General features: G+C 38.0%; 21 protein-coding genes. 5 read left to right on the plus strand and 16 right to left on the minus strand.

Going from position 1 to position 23471, the window contains the following annotated elements; genetic code table 11:
• Positions 1-330: 330 nt before the first annotated feature.
• The 3 genes from N178_RS02805 to proC all read right to left on the minus strand — a co-directional run bounded on the left by N178_RS02805 (position 331) and on the right by proC (position 3747).
• Positions 331-1593 (minus strand): glutamate-5-semialdehyde dehydrogenase, encoded by a 1263-nt coding sequence (locus N178_RS02805; RefSeq protein WP_045290291.1) that lies wholly within the window; start codon positions 1591-1593, stop codon positions 331-333.
• A 114-nt stretch (positions 1594-1707) separates the two neighbouring features.
• Positions 1708-2814 carry a glutamate 5-kinase gene (gene proB, locus N178_RS02810; protein ID WP_029714760.1) on the minus strand — a complete coding sequence of 369 codons (1107 nt, stop codon included), beginning with the start codon at positions 2812-2814 and terminating at the stop codon, positions 1708-1710.
• An 87-nt stretch (positions 2815-2901) separates the two neighbouring features.
• Positions 2902-3747: a pyrroline-5-carboxylate reductase gene (gene proC, locus N178_RS02815; protein WP_045290294.1), complete on the minus strand. Its 846-nt coding sequence runs from the start codon at positions 3745-3747 to the stop codon at positions 2902-2904.
• A gap of 451 nt (positions 3748-4198) precedes the next feature.
• On the opposite strand from proC, the gene N178_RS02820 reads away from it, so the two are divergent.
• Positions 4199-7759: a CheR family methyltransferase gene (locus N178_RS02820; protein WP_045290296.1), complete on the plus strand. Its 3561-nt coding sequence runs from the start codon at positions 4199-4201 to the stop codon at positions 7757-7759.
• Here the strand turns inward: N178_RS02820 and N178_RS02825 are convergent.
• Genes N178_RS02825 through N178_RS02835 form a run of 3 tightly spaced genes read right to left on the minus strand, consistent with a single transcriptional unit; the run spans position 7756 to position 11608 of the window.
• Complete coding sequence (locus tag N178_RS02825; RefSeq protein ID WP_045290298.1) at positions 7756-8376, minus strand: hypothetical protein; 621 nt, start codon at positions 8374-8376, stop codon at positions 7756-7758. The genes N178_RS02820 and N178_RS02825 overlap by 4 nt on opposite strands.
• A complete protein-coding gene (locus tag N178_RS02830) occupies positions 8373-9080 on the minus strand; it encodes a cobalamin B12-binding domain-containing protein (protein WP_310648984.1) in 708 nt (235 codons plus the stop codon). Before N178_RS02830 ends, N178_RS02825 begins: the two co-directional genes overlap by 4 nt.
• Positions 9074-11608, minus strand: a complete 2535-nt coding sequence (locus N178_RS02835) for an AAA domain-containing protein (RefSeq protein WP_045290302.1) — start codon at positions 11606-11608, stop codon at positions 9074-9076. Before N178_RS02835 ends, N178_RS02830 begins: the two co-directional genes overlap by 7 nt.
• A 301-nt stretch (positions 11609-11909) precedes the next feature.
• Here N178_RS02835 and N178_RS02840 point away from each other — a divergent pair, with 301 nt between their 5' ends.
• The gene (locus N178_RS02840) at positions 11910-12932 is read left to right on the plus strand and encodes a LysM peptidoglycan-binding and 3D domain-containing protein (protein ID WP_080890134.1); all 1023 of its coding nucleotides are present in this window, start codon (positions 11910-11912) and stop codon (positions 12930-12932) included.
• 20 nt (positions 12933-12952) lie between these two features.
• On the opposite strand, the gene N178_RS02845 is transcribed toward N178_RS02840, so the two are convergent.
• The 4 genes from N178_RS02845 to N178_RS02860 all read right to left on the minus strand — a co-directional run bounded on the left by N178_RS02845 (position 12953) and on the right by N178_RS02860 (position 15125).
• Positions 12953-13429: a GNAT family N-acetyltransferase gene (locus tag N178_RS02845; RefSeq protein WP_045290303.1), complete on the minus strand. Its 477-nt coding sequence runs from the start codon at positions 13427-13429 to the stop codon at positions 12953-12955.
• 2 nt (positions 13430-13431) lie between these two features.
• Positions 13432-13638 (minus strand): zinc ribbon domain-containing protein, encoded by a 207-nt coding sequence (locus N178_RS02850; protein ID WP_045290305.1) that lies wholly within the window; start codon positions 13636-13638, stop codon positions 13432-13434.
• A 165-nt stretch (positions 13639-13803) separates the two neighbouring features.
• Positions 13804-14625 carry an MBL fold metallo-hydrolase gene (locus N178_RS02855; RefSeq protein WP_045290307.1) on the minus strand — a complete coding sequence of 274 codons (822 nt, stop codon included), beginning with the start codon at positions 14623-14625 and terminating at the stop codon, positions 13804-13806.
• Between the two features lie 290 nt (positions 14626-14915).
• On the minus strand, positions 14916-15125 hold the full coding sequence (locus tag N178_RS02860; protein WP_014460174.1) for a cold-inducible protein YdjO-related protein: 210 nt from the start codon (positions 15123-15125) through the stop codon (positions 14916-14918).
• A 144-nt stretch (positions 15126-15269) separates the two neighbouring features.
• Here N178_RS02860 and N178_RS02865 point away from each other — a divergent pair, with 144 nt between their 5' ends.
• Complete coding sequence (locus N178_RS02865; protein ID WP_013083086.1) at positions 15270-15719, plus strand: MarR family winged helix-turn-helix transcriptional regulator; 450 nt, start codon at positions 15270-15272, stop codon at positions 15717-15719.
• Positions 15720-15782: 63 nt separating this feature from the next.
• Here the strand turns inward: N178_RS02865 and N178_RS02870 are convergent, their stop codons facing one another.
• Both N178_RS02870 and N178_RS02875 read right to left on the minus strand, forming a co-directional pair.
• Positions 15783-16202, minus strand: a complete 420-nt coding sequence (locus N178_RS02870; protein ID WP_016764045.1) for an organic hydroperoxide resistance protein — start codon at positions 16200-16202, stop codon at positions 15783-15785.
• 156 nt (positions 16203-16358) lie between these two features.
• Positions 16359-17567: a DNA polymerase IV gene (locus N178_RS02875; protein WP_033578936.1), complete on the minus strand. Its 1209-nt coding sequence runs from the start codon at positions 17565-17567 to the stop codon at positions 16359-16361.
• Between the two features lie 164 nt (positions 17568-17731).
• Between N178_RS02875 and N178_RS02880 the strand changes: the two genes are divergently transcribed.
• Positions 17732-18310 (plus strand): DedA family protein, encoded by a 579-nt coding sequence (locus N178_RS02880; protein ID WP_014460178.1) that lies wholly within the window; start codon positions 17732-17734, stop codon positions 18308-18310.
• Positions 18311-18358: 48 nt separating this feature from the next.
• Here the strand turns inward: N178_RS02880 and N178_RS02885 are convergent, their stop codons facing one another.
• From N178_RS02885 to N178_RS02900, 4 genes are read right to left on the minus strand one after another with little or no spacing between them, the layout of a single operon-like run.
• The gene (locus N178_RS02885) at positions 18359-18838 is read right to left on the minus strand and encodes an RNA polymerase sigma factor (RefSeq protein WP_028413409.1); all 480 of its coding nucleotides are present in this window, start codon (positions 18836-18838) and stop codon (positions 18359-18361) included.
• Positions 18839-18854: 16 nt separating this feature from the next.
• The gene (locus N178_RS02890) at positions 18855-20864 is read right to left on the minus strand and encodes a DUF6449 domain-containing protein (RefSeq protein WP_045290309.1); all 2010 of its coding nucleotides are present in this window, start codon (positions 20862-20864) and stop codon (positions 18855-18857) included.
• Positions 20839-21738, minus strand: a complete 900-nt coding sequence (locus N178_RS02895; RefSeq protein WP_045290311.1) for an ABC transporter ATP-binding protein — start codon at positions 21736-21738, stop codon at positions 20839-20841. Before N178_RS02895 ends, N178_RS02890 begins: the two co-directional genes overlap by 26 nt.
• Positions 21731-22120, minus strand: a complete 390-nt coding sequence (locus N178_RS02900; protein WP_013083081.1) for a GntR family transcriptional regulator — start codon at positions 22118-22120, stop codon at positions 21731-21733. Before N178_RS02900 ends, N178_RS02895 begins: the two co-directional genes overlap by 8 nt.
• Before the next feature lie 340 nt (positions 22121-22460).
• On the opposite strand from N178_RS02900, the gene N178_RS02905 reads away from it, so the two are divergent.
• Positions 22461-23333, plus strand: a complete 873-nt coding sequence (locus N178_RS02905; protein WP_045290313.1) for a selenium metabolism-associated LysR family transcriptional regulator — start codon at positions 22461-22463, stop codon at positions 23331-23333.
• Positions 23334-23471: the final 138 nt, after the last annotated feature.

Here is a 23471-nt window from a genome sequence, read left to right on the forward strand (position 1 = left end):
GTGGATAATAAATGAAGATTAACTTAGCGTGTAAATGCGGTAAATGGTGCAAGATAAAGTGATACTATACATCCGTAAATCAATCTTTGAGGAATACATACGGCGTCTTGAAAGACTAAAATAAAAATGAAGTTATAACAAAGCAGATAGCAGTTGCTTTTCTTAAAACAACGGGATAGTCTGAAAAGAACAAAAATGAAGATCACAAAAATTATATATTTTACTATTATAACAGAGTTTATAATTTTTTACAAATCAGCTCCCATTTACTTGTTTTTCTTTTCATAAAAAGAAAAAAGCGAGCACATAATTCTGCTCGCTTTTGATTTCTTATCGAGTTTGTCCGTTTCCACTCATAATATATTTAATTGTCGTAAGTGCAGGAAGTCCCATTGGACCGCGTGCATGAAGCTTTTGAGTCGAAATCCCAATTTCAGCTCCAAATCCTAAAGCCCCTCCGTCAGTAAAACGCGTAGATGCATTATGATACAGTGCAGCTGCATCCACTAAAGACATAAAGCGTGAAACGGCTTGTTCATCTTCTGAAATGATGGCTTCAGAGTGTTTTGTGCCATATGTTTCGATGTGGTCAATCGCTTCATCTACACTCTCTACTACTTTCATCGCGATCGCTAAGCGCAAATACTCTTCAGCCCAGTCTTTTTCAGCCGCTGGTTTTGCTCCAGGAATTTCAGCTACTGTCGCTTTGTCACCATATACTTCAATATTATGATCGTTGAATGCTTGAATTAATTCATCTTTATGAGAAGCAAGCCAGTTTTTGTGCACAAGAACCGTTTCTGCTGCGTTACACACGGCTGGTCGATCTGTTTTAGCGTTAATCAAAATTGGAATGGCCTTTTTAACATCAGCTTTTTCATCGATATAGATATGGCAGTTTCCGACTCCCGTTTCTAACACGGGAACCGTTGCGTTATTGACGACTGCTTGGATCAATGAAGCCCCTCCGCGCGGAATCAGCACGTCAATATGCTCTTTCATTGTAAATAATTCTTGGGTAGCCGCACGATCTGTACTTGAAATAAACTGTACCGCTTCTTTAGGAATTGGCGTTTCATCAAGAGCTTTATGAATAATGTCCACGATAGCTTGGTTAGATGAAATAGCTGAAGAGCCGCCTTTTAACACAATGGCGTTTCCAGATTTCAACGCTAGCCCTGTTGCATCTACCGTTACGTTTGGACGTGCTTCATAAATCATTCCGATAACGCCAAGGGGCACACGTACTTGTTTTACATCTAGACCGTTATCCAATGTCCAGCTTGATAAAATATCGCCTGTTGGATCATCTAGCTCAGCAACTTCACGAAGGCCGTTTGCAAACTCTTTTACACGTTCCGCTGAAAGAGCAAGGCGGTCCATAAGCGCTTCGTCAAAACCTTTTTCTTTCCCGTTTTTTAAGTCTACTTCATTTGCTTTTAAAATATACTCCGTGTTGTTTTCAAGTGTAGAAGCAATGGTTAACAGCGCATCGTTTTTTTGCTCTGTTGTTAGTAAACTTAATTGCTTAGCTGCTTTTTTTGCTGAAATAGCTTGTTCTTCTACTGAATACTTTTCATTTGTTTGTAACACCAAATCACTCCTGGATTCGTTTTAGTTTTGTTTGATTTTAAAGTGTGAGGCATAAGAGGTAAATGCAATCATGCAAAGAAAAGGAAGGGCTCCTTTTCTTTACAGCATGCTTGCTTACAAACCAACCGGTACTGGAATTTCTAAGTGACACACTAGACCTTCGCTGTCTACAATCGGTTGATCAATTGGCTCGTTTAAGGCAAGTTCATCAGATGAATAATTTGTCACGCCAAGAGCCAGCTCATTTTCGTCTTTGTCTAGAATACGTACAACTGCTCGTTCACTAAAGTGGCCTTTAATATATTTAACGTGCTCGCGAAGTAAAGGCTCTTTATCTTCAATAATTGCACGCTTCGCGGCATCTTCGACTACTATTTCCCCTTCAGGACCAGAGTTAAACGCAATCCACTGCTTTTTCTGATTAAGGTTCGCAGAATCATCTTCAGATTCAAAATACGTTCCTGTTGCATCGCCGTCAACCGCTTGTGTTAAAATGTTTGGCACGCCAGCTCTTCCTAAAAATGCTGGAATTCCTGACGCCATAGCGATTTTGAACGCGTCAATTTTCGAGCGCATACCGCCTGTTCCAACTGAACTTCCTGAATCTCCTGCAGATTCTTCGATGTCTTGCGTGATTTCCCCTACGTGAGGAACTAATTTTGCATTTGGATCCTGGCGAGGGTCCGCGCTGTATAAGCCATCGATATCCGATAAAATAATAAGCAGGTCGGAATCCACTAGTCCAGCAACTTTAGCTGAAAGTGTATCATTATCGCCAAATTTTAATCGATTGATGGTTACCGTGTCGTTTTCATTGACAATTGGCACAATGCCGCGTTCTAACAGCACGTTAATTGTATTTCGTGCATTGTTGTAACGATTTTCGTCTGAAAAATCGTCTCTCGTAATTAAGATTTGAGAAGCAACGTATCCATGTGATAGAAACAGTTCTGAATAAGCCTCCATTAACAGTCCTTGACCGATTGAGGCAGCTGCTTGTTTTTCAGGTAAAGAGCTAGGTCGCTCTAAGCAGCCAAGCTTGCGGTATCCTGCAGCTACAGCTCCTGATGAAACCAATAGTACTTCATGGCCGCTATCTTTTAAGTCTACGACTTGATCCACAAGGCGCTCAAGCTTCCGTCTGCTGATTTCACCGTGTGAACTTGTTAATGAACTACTTCCAATTTTAATTACAACCCGCTTCTTATTGTCGGGACTCATCAAATCACTCCTAGTGTGTTCTGTATGTTTTCTTGTTTATGATTATTTTTTTGTGGTGAGGAATTCACGAAGAAGATAAGTGACGAATTAATTAGTACTTGCCACTTTTTGTAGTTGAGCACTCATTTCTTTTGAACGCTTTGATGCTCCTTTGACTGCTTGCATCATTGCTTCTCCGCCGCCGCCGTGTTTAGCTAAGGCGTCTAAACCAGCTGCTGTTGTACCGTTTGGAGACGTCACATTTTCACGAAGCTCCGTCGGCGTTTCATCTCTTTCCATCATCATTCTTGCTGCACCGTAAATGGTTTGGGCGCCAATTTCACGTGCTAGCTCAGGATCGAGACCTTCTTCTTTAGCTGCTTTTTCGATATGCTCCATAAGGAAATAAAAATAAGCGGGGCCACTTCCGGCAATTCCTGTGAAAATGTCCATTTGAGGCTCATCAATCACGTACACTTTTCCGATTGCAGAGAGCAGCTCTTTTGCTGTTAACACAGCATCCATTGCAGCATATTGACCTGGTGATATAGCCGTTGCTGATTGCTGAATCATACTTGATGTATTCGGCATAACTCGAATGACCTGCTGTTCATCATGCAACAACTCTTCCATGTAAGAAGACGAAATCCCTGCAAGAACAGATAGGACAAGCTGGTCTTTGTTGATTTGAGGCTTTAATTCGTTTAATGCCTCTTCAGCGCCTTTTGGCTTCATCGCTAGAATAAAAACGTCAATGTCATCTGTTTTCAGCTCGCTGCGCTTTACTGCTTTGATACCATATCTATTTTCAAGTTCCTGCAGTCGCGCATCATTGCTTCGATTCGTTACGATAATATTTTCAGCGGGTAATTTCTTTGCATTGACCATACCAGAAATCATCGCTTCTGCCATTGATCCAGCACCTAAAAAAGCAACTTTTTGTTTTTGATCCATCAAATCTCCCCTGTCATTTGTTCGTATTTTTGTTCTCGTTTCTTTCAACGGTTCCTATAGTAACATGCTGAAAAAGAGTGTCAAGTTGAATTTAACCGTTTTTTTCCTCCTTGAGCGTATAACCTTATGCGTATGTAAGCGCAAACAAAACTTTTTTAAATATTTTTTTCTGCAAAAAAAACGATTTTTTTTATAAAAATACGTTTATATAAAGAAAATCGGGGCATACTATGTAGTTTGGACTTTAAAATTTTTTTGCGAAAAATAGAGGAATTTTGAAAACGTTATTTGAACAATATAATAGGTTTGCTAAAATGAACCTATGTACCAGCATCTTGGTTTTTTAAAAAAAATTTACTTTTTGATGTAAACCACACCGTGCTGTCGACATTAAAATAAACAAAACGACATACAATCTAGGAAGTATCGAAACATTATTGGAGGTTCTATTATGAAGAACAACTCGTTTTCTACCGTTCCATCGTCTTCAGAAGGAATAGAGAAACAGGATTTACACGTTGTGGGAATTGGCGCTTCTGCCGGAGGGTTAGAAGCTATTGAGCAGTTTTTCGCTAATATGCCTTCACCAAATGGAATGGCGTTTATTATTGTGCAGCACCTTTCCTCTAAATATAAAAGTTTTATGCCAGAACTTTTAGCAAAAAAAACAGGAATGAATATCAAACTGACACAAGACGGGATGACTTTACAAGAAGACACAATTTATTTAAATCCTCCCCATCATTATGTGACCGTTGTGGATCATACTCTTCGCCTTCGTCCTTATGAAGAAAATGATCAGGTGAAGTATCCGATTGACGCCTTTTTTCATTCTCTGGCTGCTGCAAAAAAACACCGGTGCACAGCCATTATTTTATCAGGAAAAGGAAATGATGGAACAGGAGGAGCAAAAACGATACGAGAATATGGCGGAACTGTACTTGTACAAGATGAAAGCACAGCAAAGTACAGAGATATGCCTCTAAGCGCTATTGATGCACACCTTGCTGATTATATTCTTTCTCCTGCTGATATGCCTGACCTTGTGCAAACGCATGTCAGCCAAACTGAATTTACATATAATGAAGAAACGCTGCAATACATTTATTCATTAATAAAGAAGAAAACAGGCATCGACTTCTCTATGTACAAAAAAAATACGGTGCTGCGACGACTTGAAAAGAGAATGGCTTTACTCGATCCTCCCTCTCAAACGATGGAAGAGTACCGGGACTATTTATGTAAAGAAGCCGAAGAAATCGTCGAACTGCAGCGGGACTTGCTGATTGGAGTGACGCAATTTCTTAGAGATAAAGAAGCATTCTCTATTATTGAAGAACAGGTCATCCCTCAATTAGTTGAAAGAAAGATTCATAGCCAAGAAGATGAAATCCGCATCTGGGTAGCAGGTTGTTCTACTGGTCAAGAAGCATACACGTTAGCTATTTTGCTTCATGACTATTTATCAACAATCAACCGTTATTTCGATGTCCGAATCTTTGCTACGGACATCGATCGTCATGCAATCAAAAGAGCGAGTCAAGGCATTTATGAAGAAGCGGAAGTTCATTCCTTCTCAGCAGCTCAGATTAATGAATATTTTGAGCAAACAAAACACGGTGGTTATCAAGTTAAAAAAACAATCCGCAAAATGATTGTTTTTGCCCCGCATAATATAGGAAAAGACTCGCCTTTTGTAAACGTTGATTTAATTAGCTGCCGAAATATGATGATTTACTTCCAAGCTGAACTGCAGCAGCGCATTTTGTCTCTTTTTCATTTTTCTTTGACAGAAGAAGGCGTACTTTTTCTAGGTCCTAGTGAAACAACAGGAAATTTGTCTGATTTGTTCCGCCCTATTAACAGCAAGTGGAAAATATTTAAGCGTTCCGGACAGCCCAGCCGACAAATTACGGGAGCTTTTAATCTTTCAAAATCCAACTTGCATGAAGGTGATTTTTCTAGCGTACCGCTGCCAAGTCAACTTTATAAGCCGCTTCCTTCACTCAAACTAGATGAGATGTATCAGTCAATGATTGATCACTTTATGAGCCCTTGTCTTGTATTAAATGAATACAACGAAGTGATCTTTTGTTCAAAAGAAGCGACTCAGCTTATTAACGTTCCTGTGGGGAAAATTAATTATACAATTTTCAAAATGGTTCCCGTTCACGTCTCTTTAGCTATTGGAGCAGCTATTAAACGCGTAAAAGAGCAAGGTATGAGCGTGTGCTGTCAGCACATTGAGTTTGTCATAAACAACGTGCAGCGCCGTTTTAATATTACGATATCTGCTCTTCCAACAAATCACTCTCTTTACTTACTTATGTTTGATGAACAGACAGATAGTGCCATTATTGATAAGGAAGAGCCCATGTTTCTTAATCAAACAAGCTCTATTAGTGAGCTTGTAGTAGATTTAGAGCAAGAGCTTCATTACACGCAGCAGCATTTGCAAACGACGATTGAAGAGCTAGAAACAGCAAATGAGGAGCTAAAGTCCACGAACGAAGAACTGATTGCTTCCAACGAAGAGCTGCAGTCCACAAATGAAGAATTGCAGTCTGTTAATGAAGAGTTAATTAGTGTTAATAACCAGTACGAGCGAAAGATTGAAGAATTAACGGACTTAAACAACGATATTGATAATTTATTAATCAGTACAACCATTGCTACCATCTTTTTAGACGAGCAGCTGAATATTAAATTATTTACGCCGGAAACGAAAACAGTGATCAACGTTCTTCATCAAGATATCGGAAGACCTTTCTTTCATATTTCGCATAATTTTAGATATGACCATCTAATCGAGGACGCAATGCACGTTTTAAGAACAAATAATACCCTTCAAAAAGAAATTCAAAGCTACGATAACCAATGGTATAGCATGAAAATGATGCCTTATCGTACGAACGAGAATTTAATTAATGGTGTAGTTATTACGTTTATTAACATTACAGAAATTAAACGATCAAATGAAGAATTGGCTATTACATCATTTGCAGTAGCTCACAGTCCTACAGGCATCTTTATTACCGATCATCAAGGTAAAATTAAGTACATTAATCAAAAATTCATGGAGCAAAAGCATGCGCCGCAGGAAGTATTTGGACTGCACCTCTATGACTTATATACAAAAAAGCTAGGCGTTAAAAGATTCCCTAAGATTTGGAATGAAGTATATAGAGGAGAAAAATGGAACGGAGAAATTTCCTACGTTCAAGAAGACGGAGAAACCGTTTGGGAACAGTTAGCCTTAATGCCTGTTAAAAATGATCAGGACGAAATTATCCATTACATTGGGTTAAGCGAAGACATTTCACAGCGCAAACAGTCGGAAATGATGCTCAAAAATTCAGAGATGCTGTCAGCACTTGGACAGCTGGCTGCCGGCATTGCCCATGAAATACGAAATCCTCTTACATCATTAAAGGGCTTTTTGCAGCTTATGATGCAAGAAGAAACGTATAAAAAAGAATATATGGATGTCATGATGTCCGAGTTTAACCGCTTAGAACTGATTATTAGCGAACTGCTCATTCTAGCCAAACCCGAAGTCGTAAAATATGAAAATAAGCAGATAAATTTAATTCTTCAAGACGTATGTACACTACTGCATACACAGGCCATTCTTAAAAATATTACTATTTCAACAGATTTTGAAGAAAAATTACCTGTTGTTCATTGTATTGAAAAAGATATGAAACAAGTATTTATCAACATGGTGAAAAATTCTATTGAAGCGATGGATGACCCCGGGTCTATTCTAGTGGTATCTAAATTTGATCCAGATACAAATCAAATAGTCATCCAAGTGATAGATGAAGGAAAAGGCATGCCGAAAGATCGATTAACGCGAATTAGCGAGCCTTTCTATACAACAAAAGAAAAAGGAACTGGATTAGGATTGATGGTGAGTCACAAAATCATTAGTAATCACAAAGGAAGCATTTCGTATGATAGTGAAGAAGGAAAAGGAACAACGGTAGAAATTCGATTGCCGCTTTCTTAATGTACTTTGTTCTTCTGTCTTAAACAGTCAAGCTCCTGATTAATTAAATCTTGAATGTCAAACAAATGTGTAGAAACCAATTCAATATATTCTCCTTTTCCTGCTTCAATTACGTCGGAGCGGATAATACTCAGAAGGTCTTGAATGGTTAGCACATTTGTTTTCATTTCTCGAAAATGACGCTGAAGATCAACTAGCTGCATTTGTTTCGCCGTTTCTACATCTGTTTCCCTGACTGAAAAATCTTGGTTTACTTGTGATGAGTCTTGCATAAGCATAGAGCGAAACTGTTGAAGAGTTGATTGAACACTCGTCATATGCTCGTGAATAGGATAGCAGAAAACTGCGTGCAGTGAATGATAGGCTTCAGGCTTAAAATGAAAATCAAAAAGAGCAACCGGGTTAGAAAACGTGCGCATATTTACTTCGATTTGCACTTCTTCCTTTCCCTGGAGTGCTCTTTTTACTTTTTCTTGACTGTCTTCATCAATTAGGTCTAAAAAGTTCTGAACAGGCGGGAAATTTTTTGTAACGCTTGGTGTAAATTCAATTATTTCGTTGTCTTTATTAAGTAAAAACATTGGAACCGGAATGTGTTGAATCGGCAAACTGATCATATTTCTTCCCCCATTGCTAACATTTTATCTTGCAGCGAACTTTCTTTATTATTGATTAGAAGCCAGTCTTTAAAAGCTTGAATATGAGTAATGAATATGGTTTTTGAAGATCCTGAAGCCGACAAATCGTGCTTATTGAGAAGCCTGCTGCCCACTAATACAAGAGGACTTTGCGGCATATTTTCAATCTCAGCAATGTATTTCTGTAAATCCGGCAGCAAATGCACTTGTGAGACGGACAAACATACTACATCAGGGTCCCACTTCTCGATACTTTTTAAAGCGAACGGCAGCGGCAAATTGGCTCCTAAGTTTTTAACTTCCCATCCATGTTCTCTCATAAGTCCTGCAATCATTTTAATGCCTAAGTAATGCTCTTCTCCTTCAATGCAAAAAAGAAGGGCCCGATTACGCTGAAGCAATTGCTGCTGTGAAAGCTGAAAGCGAGTTAACACATAGTCACAGGCTGCAGTAGCCAAATGCTCGTCCGCGACTGAAATTTTATTTTCTTGCCACCTTTTCCCTATCTCATACATCGCTTCTGTCAGAAACGTATATACGTCGGTTGAAGAATGGCCTTCTTCTATATATATAGCAATGAGCAGCCAGCTTTTTTGAACGTCTCCTTCTAGCAAACAATCAGCTAAAGCCGCTGCATTACGAGAGTAAACGATAAGATCACGCCCTTTTCTTAAAGTTACAATAAGTCTCTAGGCAAAACTTGCTTTTTGCAAGATGGACAACATGCGTAGACGCCTTTATTTTCATCGTAATCTACGTTTAGCGGCTGCTTGCATGCTCTACATACAGCATGTACATAGTTTAAATATTTTTTCACTAATAAACGTGTTGCCCCACTTGTTTTCCCGCAATAATAACAAATAAACCTCACTTTTCCTTTTTTTGTTATCTTCACTTCTCGCATATGCTGACAGGACTCACAGCGATCCCAGCTGCGAAGGTAATCGCTCAAAGAATATTGTGGTTTATTTGTTTCTATATACATTTTTGTTTCTTGATTTCTTATTTTATCTTCCGTAAAGTCAATTGACCGAAGAAGCTGTTTAGCACCTAGCTTTGACTCAATTCTAGCTGCCATAAACGCTTCATTCTTTCCGCCATAAGGCATATTGATCCATATAGTGGATTCATCGATAATAAGCAGTGACATCGGAACAGGAGATGAAATGATATGAGCACCGTCAATTCGAACTTCTTTTGGTTCACGAGTAAGAACGGTCACTTCCCCTTTAAACGAATGTAACATATCCCGTATTTCTTGAGAGACAAAGGAAGCATAAGGAATACACAATAAAATCTGCTGCTGAGCTTGATATAAGTCTTTTTTTAACTGACTGCTGTTCGATGGATGGTACCAAATCAATTTAGGATGCTGAATGACTTCTTTTAAAAATTGCTGAGGTTGGGATACTTTTTGATTTTCGTTAAAGTGGTTGACCAACTTCCATAACGCTCGCTCTTTTGGTACACGCTGCTGGACAAACGACTCGTCTGAAAGCATAAGGAATTTTCCTTTTGAACGGGTCACCGCTACATTTACTAATCGGTCGCTATTTTCATTTATTAAAAGTAAACCTGGTTTTGACTGCGGCTTTGTATCGACCGTATCAAAAATCATGATATCTCGTTCCGCGCCTTGAAATTTGTGTACGGTTGCTGCAATTATATCGCTAGCTGGTTCAATATCTTGAAGAAATGCATTGACCAATTTAGCTTGAGACTTATAAGGAGTCACATAGCCAATAGTAGCCGAAGAAGCTTTGCGTGCCCGCAGCATCAAACTTACCGCCAAAACAGCCGTTATCACATTATAGCGTGAGCCGGAAACAACATCTCGCATAGCGGAAGAATGCAACTGACCAATGTTAAGCATAAGCGCTGCTTCATGAGCAAACGGCCGGCTGCTTGCTACTGCTTCTCGACTTGTTGTGACAGATGGATGATCCCCTACTCGATTGCTGTAAATATAGCGATTTGTAAAAGCTGAGATATCTTTATGCATTCTTCTTTGCTTCGTCAACATAAAAAGATGCGGGTGTATTTCACCGCTTTCTACTTGCTCGACAAGACCCGTCTGCTCAAATAAATCTCGCTGCAGCCACTTCTTCACTTCAGCATGAGAAGATTGAGATACCGGGGGAAGCTGTTTAAAATCGCCGCATACGACAATTCGTTTTCCCAACGCAGCTGCAAAAGCAATTTGCGGTGCATATGCCATGCTAATTTCGTCTACCACAACCATATCAAATTCACTTTGATAAAGTAATCGGTCAATAGCCGCTTTTGATAAAGTAGTGCCTACAATATACGCTTGATCAAAAACATTTTTCTCCGCTTCAATCCACTTGTTACGAAGGGCGTTTAGCTTTTTGTTCACTTGCTGAAGCTGGTGAGCTCTATTAGGATACCTGCTTAAGTAAACTCGTTCTTCTTGTAGCTCCCGCATCTCATGAGCTAAATCCGGATCATCTTCTTCAATGACTTCTTCTACTTTTATATTTTCTAAGCCGCTGCTTTTTGTTGCTCCGTATCGAATGAGTTTTCCTTTTTTCCAAGCTTCTTTCTTTTTTAACTGACGTGCAGTTTCTTGCAGCAAACCGTCCACCGCTGCATTACTATGAGATAATAAAAGGATCCGCTTTGATTTCCGGTAATAGCTTGCCGCGATTTTGGACAGCGTATATGTTTTTCCCGTTCCAGGAGGCCCCCAAATATAAGTAGTACGATTATAACGCGCTCGCAGCAACACTTCATGAAGAGCGTTCTTAGACGTATACTCCTTATGACGAACAGGACTATCGCCTCTCATAAGACGTTTGATTCTCACTATTTTTTGCTTGTAATCTTTCGCTTCCGTGAGTCTATCAATAAGAGCCTGCAATAATTCCCATGGTTCGTTATATATATCAAGTTCGTCTACTTCTTGTCCAATAAACGCATCTATTTTAAGGTACAAATCAAACCCTTCTGTTCCGATAACTTCTCCTTTACTTTCTTTATGCTGGTGAACAAGGCGTACCTGAGCTCCATCAAAAAGGTATAAATCGGCTGTGCGTTCAAACCGGTAAAGATACGCATCTCCCTGCTGCCCTAAGTACTCTCCTTTTCCTACCGTATACTTTTCTCCGCCGTGTTTCTTCATATAATTAATCTCAATTGAAAGTGCGTGCACCCATGCTTTTAAATATGAAGAGATAGAGCGTTTTTCCATAGATGTCTAACTCCCTTTTCATCCGTTCATTTCTAACTTGTCTATTCTATCATGTCATTTGAATATAGCATAGCTTCTTTCTTCTTCATTTTTATAAAAGCAGAACACCTTTTTTACTATTCTATCTCTCCAGACAAATTAAGACTTTTTTCATCATAATTGTAAAAAAACCGCGTTTTTTCTATAACTTTAGACGTATTGTTACAAACTTGTAATATAAAACCTACCATTTTGTCATGAGTTTGTTACATATTGCTGATAGAATAAGAGACAACTATTGGAAATAAAGGAGAATTATTAGATGAAAAAACACATTTTTACATTAGGGGCCACAGCTTTAGTATCAATTGGAATTGCAGACGCAGCATCGGCTGACACAGACACGCATAAAGTAAAAGCTGGAGAAACGTTATTTAGCATCTCACAGCAGCATAATGTAACAGTTGAAGACTTAAAAAAGTGGAATGATCTTTCTTCCACATTAATTTATGCAAACCAAACATTACAAATTGGATCTACATCTACTGACTCTTCATCTAGTTCAACTCCAACTACAACATCTTCAAATCATACATATACAGTAAAATCAGGTGACACGCTTTACCGTATCGCTAAAAACAACGGTACTTCTGTACAGCAGCTAAAAGATTGGAATAACTTATCTAGTCATTTAATTTATGTGAATCAAGTATTAAAAATAAGCGGAACAGGAACAGTTTCATCATCACCTTCAGCACCTGTACAAGAAAAAACAAACGAAACGCAGGCATCCCCGGCTCCTAGCAACAGTAAAAGTTACAAAGTTCAGCCTGGAGATACAATGTGGAGCGTAGCACAGCGACACGGCATTTCAATTTCTCAATTAAAACAGTGGAATAACTTATCGTCTAATACGATTTACATTAATCAAGTGCTACAAGTAGGCGGACAAGCTGCAGTTCAAGCAAAACCATCAACGTCAGCGACTACTGCTCCTTCGACACCGTCGACTTCAACGCCGGCACCTGCTCCAGCGCAAGAAAGTAAGTCGGTTTCGAAAGAGATTACAGTTGAAGCAACAGCTTATACTGCTTACTGTGCGGGCTGCAGCGGAATCACTGCTACAGGCATCGACCTAAGGTCAAATCCTAATCGAAAAGTAATTGCAGTTGATCCTCGCGTGATTCCATTAGGTTCTCGCGTATACGTAGAAGGTTACGGAGAAGCAATTGCTGGAGATACTGGCGGTGCGATTAAAGGTACTCGCGTTGATTTATTTATGGCATCTCAAAGCTCAGCTTTAAATTGGGGACGCAAAACGGTAAAACTTCAAATTTTAGATTAATCACTAAAAGCAGAAGCATGTTAGTCGCTTCTGCTTTTTAATTTTTTTTCAAACATAATCATATCGATAGCTTGCAGGCCATTCTCGTAAATCGGTGGAACGTACTGCAAAAAGAAATTCTTTTTGACACCCCTTTGATAAAAGCCTGCCTTTTTATAAAATGCTATGTTTTCAAGGCTGGAGTCCGCTGTTCCTACAATCATTTTAGAATATTTGTTACGTTCATACAGTACTTCTAACTTTTTAATGACTTTGCTGCCGATTCCTTTTCCTCTGTATGCTTCTTTTAAACCGATATTCTTTACTTCTACTGCCCGTTCCTCTTCATCGGGGAGGCACTGCACAACTCCTATCTCCTTCTTTTCATACACAATGGTAAATAAGGAACCTTCATTTATATACGACTTCACTACTTTTTCGTCTTCATCCCCTATTAATAGCAGGTTCAAATAGGAAGTGCGCCGGTCTTTATCAATTTCAATAAGGTCGATACACATTTTCATCCTCCAAAAAATAAGTCAATAATATTGCTGCCTCTTGAAGATGATTTATTATATAGCTCTGAATACCCGCAGCTCGTGCAATATACCACCGTAAAGTGATTGTGCTGAACATCTAAGTATCTAGACAGCCCCGTTCCCGTTGTAGCAATTTCTTTTGTTTTTGCTTCTGTATGTCCGCATTTTACACAACCGTTTTTCCCCATTGTCATACTCCTTTATAAATAAAATAACTTCTTATTTATATAAACGGATATAAAAGGAAAAAGTTTCATTAAATTGATAAATAAAGGGAAGTAAGAAACCGCATCTCCAACAGAAGATGCGGTTTCTTACTTTTAATATCGACAGGATGACTGTACACTCGATTTCTATAACAGCAATTCTCTTTTCATAATTTCAACGTTTTTCTGATGACATTGTGCCGTGAAATCAGATGGAAACGCCAATTTATCGTTTAGCTTATCGAGCGCTTCTTTACTGTCTTCTTTCACTGCAGCGTGCAGTTCATCTAAATAAGAGCTGGCCATCTCCACTCGTCTTTGAATTTCAGCTCGGTGATGTGTCGTTTTTCCGTGTCCGGGAACTAGCGTTAGATTTTGGTGCTTAGCTAAAATGTGTCGCGCAGTAGCAAGAGTGTCGCGGTAATCGTTTACACTTTCATATATGTACGGATATTCAAAGTCCGATAAATAATCCCCTGCGATCCATATTGAATTATCGACAATCATAAATAGTCCATCGTTTGTATGACCTTTTGCAAAATAACAGGTAATAGATGTTTCACCTAAGGTAATGTGCTGTTCATTTTCGGTTACCACAATATCCAGCTCCGGGAATATAATATCATGAGATCTTTTTATATAATAGTCATGATCAAACTGCTTAATCATTTGAACTTTTTCTTCTTTGTCCGGATGATTTTTTAAAAATTTGCTGCCGATAAAGGTGGCATTTAATTCTAAGAAAGCGCCATACCCAATGACATGATCAAAATCTCCGTGAGTAAAAAATACATACAGCTTGCGATGATTTAAGATCTCTTGAACATGCTGTTTAATTTCATTAATTTCGTGAGGAAGCCATGTTGGATCCACAACAATGACACAGTCTTTTGTTTCAATCACTGCAGATGTTGTTTGAAATAGCGCGCTTTCAAAAACCGTCATTTGCTCCGTTTTGTATTGAATCATAGAGAACAGCTCCTTATTTTTTCTATCACCTTTATTATAGCGGAAATAGAAAGATCAGGGCGCGTATGACGATTTATAAAACGAAACTATGCAAGATGTGATAAAATGCGGAACCAGCCAAACAATGAAATCCAAATAGGAATACTAAATAAGGTTCCCCAAAATAAACCTTTCAAAAAGTTCCCTTGATTCATTCTGATATTCCTCACCTTCATCATATGTTGGTTCTTAGTCTAGCTCAGCTTAATGAAATTTTAGTGAAAAATAAAAAAGAAGCAGCTGCTTCTTTTTTATTTATTATAAAATTGGTGGTCGTACTTAATTTTCGGCAGCTCGCGTACTTCCTGCGACATTCCTGTTCCGCACATCGGACAGTTATAATCAACCGTAACAAAATCTTCTCTCATCCACCCATTACATGATTCAGATTGACACGCATATACAGTCGTATCCATCATTTGATCTACTTCTTCTTCTACGGCTTTTTTTGCAAAATACATGTGCACAGCTCCCTTTTTTTCTTAGTATATGTAAAATTCCCATTTTTTATTTACAGCTTGATCACTTTTTCATCCAGCGTTATTGGACACCCCTATTTAATTGTGTATAATTAAATAAAAAGCAATAGACTGGAGGCAACATGAATGGAACAACTTTATAAGCAGCTGCAGCTAGAAAATCAGCTTTGTTTCTCAATTTACGCCACGTCTCGAGAAATTACAAAGGTGTACAAGCCGCTGCTCGATAAATTAGGAGTAACCTATCCGCAGTATTTAGCCCTTCTTGTTTTATGGGAACATGAAACACTCAGCGTGAAAAAAATGGGCGAACTTCTGTATTTGGATTCAGGCACCCTTACTCCTATGCTAAAAAGAATGCAGGATCAAGAATTAGTGATTCGTCAGCGTTCTCATGAAGATGAACGCGTTGTTTTTATTAGTTTAACCGAAAAAGGAAAAAAATTACGTGATAAAGCTTGTCATATTCCAGAAGAAGTTTTTAGCATGACAAATAAGTCACAGGGAGAATTAGAAAAGCTGAAAGAAACGCTGCAGGAGTTACTGCAATCACTGCATACGTACAATCAAAAATAGACCATATAAAATTGCACATAAAAAAAACGCCTGGATGTAAGAAAAATCCAAGCGTTTTTTTATTTACTCAACCGTTGTATTTAACGTTACGTTAACATTTCCGCGCGTTGCTTTAGAATACGGGCAGAATTGATGTGCATCTTCTACTAGCTTCTCAGCTACTTCTTGTGAAACGCCTTTAATATGAGCGTTTAACACCACGCCAATTTTGAAGCCATCATCAGTGTGGTCTTTTAGTAGACTTACTTCTGCAGTAATAGACGAATCAATGTCTTTTTTTTGTTTTTTAGCGATTAAATTTAAAGCGCCGTCAAAACAAGCAGAATATCCTGCTGCAAACAGCTGCTCGGGATTTGTTCCTTCTTTTTTGTTATTTGGAGAAGGATTTACAAGGGTTAAATCAATAATACCATCATCTGATTTAACTCGACCATCTCGGCCTCCAACCGCTGTTGCTTTAGATGTAAATAGTGCGTCTGACATAAGATCACCTCATAGATTATTTTATGTAATTTCATTGCAGACAATTAAAAAAGTCGCAATCAAATTCATTTTGTAATCACTTTGATTACCGTGATAGTAATGTACTTCCCCTTCTATAATGAGTGTAAACCTATTATTTTATACAAAAAAAGAGAGTTACCTCTCTTCTTTTCCTCTTTGTTTTTTTAAACCGCTTTGAATAATGTTATCTCCATATTTTTCACGCAAACTTTCGACCGCTTTGTATAAAGGCTCTTTTTTTGCTTGTTCTCCGTATGTAAACAAATCCAGCTGTTCTTCTTCTTGGAGCTGGTGACTCACTTGAAGAGCAGCTACGCCCAATAAACGAATCGGTTCTCCGTTCCAATGCTTTTGAAATAATACCGCACTGTAATGAAAAAGATCGTTTGGCTCGCTAATTGTTTTAGAAATAGTTTGGCTTCGAGTAATGGTTTTAAAATCACTATATCGTATCGTTAACTGAATCGTTTTGCTTACAACTTTTTTCGCTTTCATACGAGAACTCACTGAGTGCGATAGTTTATTTAAAATAGGCAGAACTTCATGTTCATCTACTGCATTTTGAGATAGCGTCGTAGAGTTTCCAATTGATTTAAACTGTGATTGGCGATCAGGGTTCACCTGTCGATCATCTTGGCCCCACGCTCGGTCTCTCATAACTTCTCCTTTTACTCCGAGAGTTTGTTTAAGAAGACCGGGAGCGGCATTTGCTAGATCACCGATCGTCACCACCTTAATCGCATTTAGCTTTTCAGCTGTCTTCTTACCGATTCCGTGCATTTCCTCTACGGCTTTTGGCCAAAGAACTGTTTGGACATCTCTTTTTCGAAGAACGGTAATTCCTAAAGGTTTTTGCATATCACTTGCCGTTTTGGCTAAAAATTTATTCGGTGCGATTCCAATTGACACAGGAATTTGCAGCGTCTGTATTAAATGCTGCTGAATGGACTTTGCTATGTCAAGAGGAGAGCCTAATTCAGCACAGTTTGTAATATCCAAATAGCCTTCATCAATTGAAGCGGGCTCTAAAAGAGGTGAAATGGTTACTAAATAATCAAACATGTTTTTGGACACTTGGCGATATAATGGAAAATTAGGCTTTATAACAACCAGCTCGGGGCATTTTCTTTTCGCTTCCCAAAGAGGCATAGGCGCATACACTCCGCGTTTACGAGCAATATAGTTACAGGTTACAACAATTCCTCTTCGTTCTTTTGGATTGCCAGCAATAGCAAGAGGCTTATCTTTGAGCGTATGATCATGTGCGGTTTCAACAGATGCATAAAAAGCATTGGCATCAATATGAAGAATAACTTTGCCGTTTTTAGGGTACATCATTTTCATACTATCACCTCTTTCTGTATAATTAATCCCCGAAAGAAGAACGTACATTCTTATTTATTATAACTCTTTTTTCCTAAGTTGTGCGCACCTATACTTTATTTTTATTTTGAGCGAACACTGTGTGTCACTCTCTCGTATTCTAATGAAGAAAGGAGGAAGAAAATTTGATTGATCAGCTTATCGGAGCCATTAACCAATTAGGCTACGGATATTTCTTTTTTATCATTTTAGTCGGAGCAAACCTTACTCCGATTCCTGACCCAGTATATATTATGCTTGCAGGCAGTCAGGCTACGTCTCCATCCGTTCAGTATATTCCAGCTTTTATACTTACGTACAGCGGCATGATGCTTAGCTTATACCTTAAATTTTTGATAGCCAGCCTGTTTTCAGCTCAGGCGCTTGCGCTATTAAAACGCCCGCGATGGGAAAAGAATGTCATGAAAGTTGAGCGAACGATTCAAGAATATGGATCTCACGCCATCATCGCAAGCTACTTTTTACCAGGAATGCGACATGTGATGCCTTTTTTTCTCGGAGCAAGCGGAATGAAGCATCGTCATTACATTAAAGTCTCATTTTCTTTTGGTTTCATTTGGACGCTCGCTTTATTTATTTTCGGTTCCTTTTTTAATACGACATCTTCTTATACTGATGTGATTGAGATCACTTTAGCTTTTTGTGCGATCAGTTTGATTATCTATGCCGTCCAAAGAAGAAAAATACGAAAAAAACAGCAGTAGTTTGTGTAAAAAAGTTCTTTTTCACAAACTGCTGCTGTTTCATTTATATTAAATGACTTCATTATATCCCTTTACAAAGTATTTGCGCGCGCGGTAAAGAGCTGATTTTAACGTAGTCATCTGCATATTTAATAACTCGGCAATTTCTTCATATTTAAATCCTAATCCATATTTTAATAGAAGCAAATTGCGATACTTAGGATTCAATTGATTTAAAATCGCCTGACATTCAGCCGCTTCTTCATTTCTGAGCACCTGCTGAATAGGCGTATACATAACGGGTTCTTCTTTGTAAGAAGACGTATAGCGGTCTTTCACTATTTTACGCCTTCCTAAATCACAGCGTTTATTTAATGCGACGCGAAACATCCAAGCTTTTATTTTTTCAGGATCGACCATTTCTTGTTTTTCTAAATATTTTAATGCTACTTCTTGCGTAATATCTTCGGCGTCTTGTCTATTCACACCATTTTTTAATAAATAAGCCAGCACCTGATTTAAATAATCTTGTAATTCCTCGCCGCACATAATAAGTTCTCCCTTGTTATTTTAGTTTTTCTTTTAGTTCGATTGGCAGTTCATTTTCATTCAACATATAAACCTGAGGAGTATCTACTTGATCTTTGTAATAAAAAGCAACAAGATAATCTCCCGTGTCTCGTAAGTTCGCATGTTGAAGAAGTGTTTCTACCTGCTGATTGTTGTTTACTTTAATTGCTTTCTCATCCTTCGTTAGAGATGTAAACTCTTCTTGAAGACGATAATCGTTTTTAAGATGAGAAGAATTTTTAAACACTTCGGTTTTTTCTACGTCCTTTGGCATGAGACGGGCACGTTCATATAAACCCTCTTTTTTCAGCCATGCTTCTACTTCGCTATAAGACTTATCCCAAGATGCAGTTTGTACGTACTGTCCTTTTCCATCCATAAACTCAATTGAAGCCCAGCTTTCTTTTGTGCTGTACATTTCATCAAACGTTTCGTTCATCATCGACTGTTTGACTACGTGTATAAGTTCTTGTACTTTATCTGGATTTGTAATGTTGATTGAATTTGACTTTCCTTGAACAGAAAAACTCACGCTTTTAATTTTATCCGTGTTTTTTGTTCGTAAAAGCGGATGGAAATTTTCTTTGTATTCTTTTGTTTCTGCAATTTCTTTATAAAAAGCTTTATAGTCTGAAAATGGAATAAAGTATTCTCGGACCATTTGTTTTCCATTTTTTAATTTATAAGCAAATACAGCCATTTTCCCGTTTCTGCTTTCTATTTCACTTTGTTTATCAGGATCCAGCTTCTTATTTTTAGATGCTGTCATTTGTTTTTGCAGCTGACGAACACTCTGAATCGTTTCTTTACTTGTATAGTAATATGGAGCTTCATAATAGCCATTCATTCCATTTGCATAGTTTTCAGGTTTATCAGTCAATGGATATATATCTTCATCGAAATATACACTTTCAATCTCTGAAGCTGCTGGTACTTTAGTAGAATAGCCGAACACATCTAGATGAATGATAAAGCCCACAATAGCTGCAGCTATAACAAACCCTAGATATCCTTTCCATTTCGTAAAGATACGCCACGTTTTATTTAAAATGATTTGAGCAACTGTATAGCCTATTAATGAACCAATAATATAGCCCACGACCATCCATGAAAATTCACCTTTCATGCTAATAAAGTAAAATCCGCCTAACATGAGTGAACAAGCAGTTACTCCGTATACGAATACCGGTTTTAACCAGCTAACTGAAATGGTTTGCGTAGCAGCTTCTACTTTTCTTTTTTGGTAGGTAATTAAAGCAATGATGTAAAATAAGACAATGAGTCCAATATAAACAAGTGCACTAGTAGAAAAGCTTTTATGAGCTACCATTTGCGCTACGTGTGAAAACGGAACAAGGCTGTCAACATTTTTGTTCACATAATAGTCATACGCATAGCCGTACCAGTAAAACTTTACATTGGATATAGCTAAATAAGAGATTCCGCCGGGTAGAAGAAATAGAACGTATAAAAAAATTCCCTGGAGGACAGACATGCCGGTGAACATTCCCGCTAAAACAGTTCCAGTCAGCACAAATAAGTTAATTAAAATACTGTAACCGACCCAGCTTAGAACATCTCCTGTGGTATAAACATCCTCAACGGTTAACACTCCTTTAACAGCAAAAGTAACGACTCCCGTAATTAAAATAGGAACAACTAAAACCAACGCGCCCAGAAGCATATTTTGATGAAACAGCGTAGAACGCTTAATTGGTAAACTATGAATATAGTCAGCCGCAATCTTCGTTTGTATATATCTAAATAGGAAAATACCAAGTAATACTGGTACAACAAACATAAACACAAATTCCAGCCCATCCAATACGTTAAATAACGTATCTGGTTTCTCTATATAAGGCTCTACCTTGCCTGTGAAAGTAAAAATCAGTTGTAAAGGTAAAGCGAATAGCAGTACTAGCAAGTATACAAGCCCAATCCATCCCACGTTTCTCATGGATTGAATCCACATGCCGCGGTTAAACGATGATGTTTTCGATTGCATAACCCACATCCCCCATTTCATAAATAAAGATTTCTTCCAGCGTAAGTGGCAAGATGTCAAAAATTAAAGGCTTATACGATCGAACTTTGTTGACTAAGTGATTTTCTTTTCCACGAACAATACAAAGTAAGACGCTTCCTCGTTTTTCTTGATATAAAATGTCTAGCGTGTCATAAAGCGCTAGCGGCACATCTCCTTCAAATGCAACTTGAACTTTGTGCACATCAGACTTTAAATCATCCAGCTCTTTTTCAATTAATAATTGACCGTGATGCAAGATGCCTACATGATCACACAGATCTTCCACTTCTCGCAGGTTATGTGACGAAATTAAAATCGTCATTTCCCGTTCTGCCACGTCTTGAACAAGAAGGTTTTTAATTTTTTGACGCATTACCGCATCTAAACCGTCGAGCGGCTCATCTAAGATAAGTACATCAGGCATAGCAGATAGCGCTAGCCAAAAACCTACTTGACGCTGCATTCCCTTGGACATTCTATGTACCTTTTTATGTAATTGAATTGGGAAAGCTTCTTTTAATTTTTGGAACCTCTCTTCGTTCCAAGTCGGATAGACGCTTCTATAAAAAGACGCTAATTGCTTAATCGTTGTTTGAGGGAAAAAATAAAGAGAATCTGGCATAAAAATAAGACGTTCTTTTAAACCAACGTTTTCGAATACTCCCTCGCCGTCTATTGCGATTTTCCCGTGATCCTGCTTGTAAATACCTGCAATGATTTTTAATAGCGTTGTTTTTCCTGCCCCGTTGGAGCCAAGCAGTCCGTAAATAGATCCTTTTTTTATAGAAAGCGTGACGTCTCTTAGAGCTTCCATTTCTTCAAACTCTTTTTTTATCGCCTTCAGTTCAATCACTATCGCTTCCTCCTTTTACTGCTTTTTCAGCCTGTGAAATAAGTGATAGAATTTCATCTTTGTCCATCCCTAAATACATAGCTTCTGCCAACAGTTTTACTAATTCTTCTTTCATCTTTTTCACCTTCTCGTTATTTAGTGTATCAACTTGAGGCGTTACAAAGCTTCCTTTGCCTGGAACTGAATAAATATAATTCTGATGTTCTAGTTCACGATACGCTTTTTGAATTGTATTTGGATTAATCGTTAATTCTTTTGCTAGCAGCCGAACAGATGGAAGCTTTTGATCAGCCTTAAAGACTTCATGGATAATAAGCTCTTTCAATTTATCTACTAATTGCTCGTATATCGGCTTGCGACTACGAATATCTAGATCAAACATAGTCTGCCTCCCTTCATCTACCCAAAATCATGATGTGTGTACTAGGTGTATTAACTGTATTACTCATCGTATTACAGTTAATATTATAGTATGTTTTTGGAAAAAACAAGTACTTTTTTTACTTTTGTTACAAATAGATGACAAATAAGTGTTTAATAGCATTATAGAATAAGTGTAAATAATTAGTTTTAATTCTAAAAATAGCGTGTACTGCTTTTGTTATAAACCTCTAAGTCGACAACTTATTTTACTTTTTTAACCAAGTGCCTCTAGTTATTACAATAGTAATGTTTTATAATGTTTATAATTAATTTTTTTAATACAAAAGGAGCCATATTTTATGTACTATGATGCGTTAAAGACGTTTGTTTCTGTTGTAGAAGAGCAAAGCTTTACAAAAGCTGCGGAAAAATTAATGATTTCACAGCCAAGCGTAAGCGTACACATCAAAAATCTCGAGAAAGAATTTCAAACGTCTCTATTTTTGCGTTCACCTAAGATGTTAAAAATCACACCCAGCGGCGAAATTTTATACGACCGTGCTAAACAAATGATTCAAATATATGAGCATACGAAACGAGATATTTATGAACACCATCATCGTGTCAAAGGAATGCTAACGATTGGCGCCAGTTTTACGATTGGCGAATATATTCTTCCTTCCTTTTTAGCAAAGCTTCGTGAACAATATCCTGATATTGATGTAGAAGTGACTATCGGTAATACAAAGGAAATTGCTCAGCTTGTTCGTCATTTCAAAGTAGATGTAGGACTTATTGAAGGTCACACGGAAGAGTCCGACTTACATATTCAGTCCTTTATGGGCGATGAACTTGCCATCGTTGCGTCAGTGGATCACCCTTTAGCTCAGCTTAAAAAAGTAGAAATCGATGATTTACAAAATCAGCGGTGGGTAGCGCGTGAAAAAGGCTCGGGAACAAGAGAATATTTAGATCACGTTCTAATGTCCAACGGTTTAAAAATGAAAAGCATGCTAACGATCAGCAGCAATCAAGGCATTAAAGAAGCCATCGTTCATAATTTAGGGATGTCTGTGCTTTCGCTTTGTGCTATTAAAGAAGATGTAGAACAAAGGCACCTATCGATTCTCAACGTTAACACCGCTCCTTTTAAGCGCCGTTTTTCTTATATCTATCCTGCTAACAGCGCTCATAAAAAAGTAGCGGAGCTTTTTATTCAGCTTTTAAACTAAGAAAAGAAATTCCGACATAAGTAAATTACTTCAATCTAAAGACTAAAGTAGCTAGTATAAATCACTTGCGACACCGCAGTTGATTTCCGTGCAAGACTTCGCTTTCCCGCAGGAGTCTCCGTCTTGCCCTCCAATCAA

Source organism: Priestia aryabhattai B8W22, from assembly GCF_000956595.1.
GTDB lineage: Bacteria > Bacillota > Bacilli > Bacillales > Bacillaceae_H > Priestia > Priestia aryabhattai.

Bases quoted from the DNA above. Each gene is read 5' to 3' on its own strand.
- N178_RS02890 (WP_045290309.1), bottom strand. From the start codon at position 20,864: ATGCAATCGAAAACATCATCGTTTAACCGCGGCATGTGGATTCAATCC.
- N178_RS02905 (WP_045290313.1), top strand. From the start codon at position 22,461: ATGTACTATGATGCGTTAAAGACGTTTGTTTCTGTTGTAGAAGAGCAA.
- proC (WP_045290294.1), bottom strand. From the start codon at position 3,747: ATGGATCAAAAACAAAAAGTTGCTTTTTTAGGTGCTGGATCAATGGCA.
- N178_RS02860 (WP_014460174.1), bottom strand. From the start codon at position 15,125: ATGTATTTTGCAAAAAAAGCCGTAGAAGAAGAAGTAGATCAAATGATG.
- N178_RS02840 (WP_080890134.1), top strand. From the start codon at position 11,910: ATGAAAAAACACATTTTTACATTAGGGGCCACAGCTTTAGTATCAATT.
- N178_RS02855 (WP_045290307.1), bottom strand. From the start codon at position 14,625: ATGATTCAATACAAAACGGAGCAAATGACGGTTTTTGAAAGCGCGCTA.
- proB (WP_029714760.1), bottom strand. From the start codon at position 2,814: ATGAGTCCCGACAATAAGAAGCGGGTTGTAATTAAAATTGGAAGTAGT.
- N178_RS02835 (WP_045290302.1), bottom strand. From the start codon at position 11,608: ATGGAAAAACGCTCTATCTCTTCATATTTAAAAGCATGGGTGCACGCA.
- N178_RS02875 (WP_033578936.1), bottom strand. From the start codon at position 17,567: ATGAAAATGATGTACCCTAAAAACGGCAAAGTTATTCTTCATATTGAT.
- N178_RS02820 (WP_045290296.1), top strand. From the start codon at position 4,199: ATGAAGAACAACTCGTTTTCTACCGTTCCATCGTCTTCAGAAGGAATA.
- N178_RS02865 (WP_013083086.1), top strand. From the start codon at position 15,270: ATGGAACAACTTTATAAGCAGCTGCAGCTAGAAAATCAGCTTTGTTTC.
- N178_RS02825 (WP_045290298.1), bottom strand. From the start codon at position 8,376: ATGATCAGTTTGCCGATTCAACACATTCCGGTTCCAATGTTTTTACTT.
- N178_RS02885 (WP_028413409.1), bottom strand. From the start codon at position 18,838: ATGTGCGGCGAGGAATTACAAGATTATTTAAATCAGGTGCTGGCTTAT.
- N178_RS02845 (WP_045290303.1), bottom strand. From the start codon at position 13,429: ATGTGTATCGACCTTATTGAAATTGATAAAGACCGGCGCACTTCCTAT.
- N178_RS02850 (WP_045290305.1), bottom strand. From the start codon at position 13,638: ATGGGGAAAAACGGTTGTGTAAAATGCGGACATACAGAAGCAAAAACA.
- N178_RS02870 (WP_016764045.1), bottom strand. From the start codon at position 16,202: ATGTCAGACGCACTATTTACATCTAAAGCAACAGCGGTTGGAGGCCGA.
- N178_RS02900 (WP_013083081.1), bottom strand. From the start codon at position 22,120: ATGTTTGATCTAGATATTCGTAGTCGCAAGCCGATATACGAGCAATTA.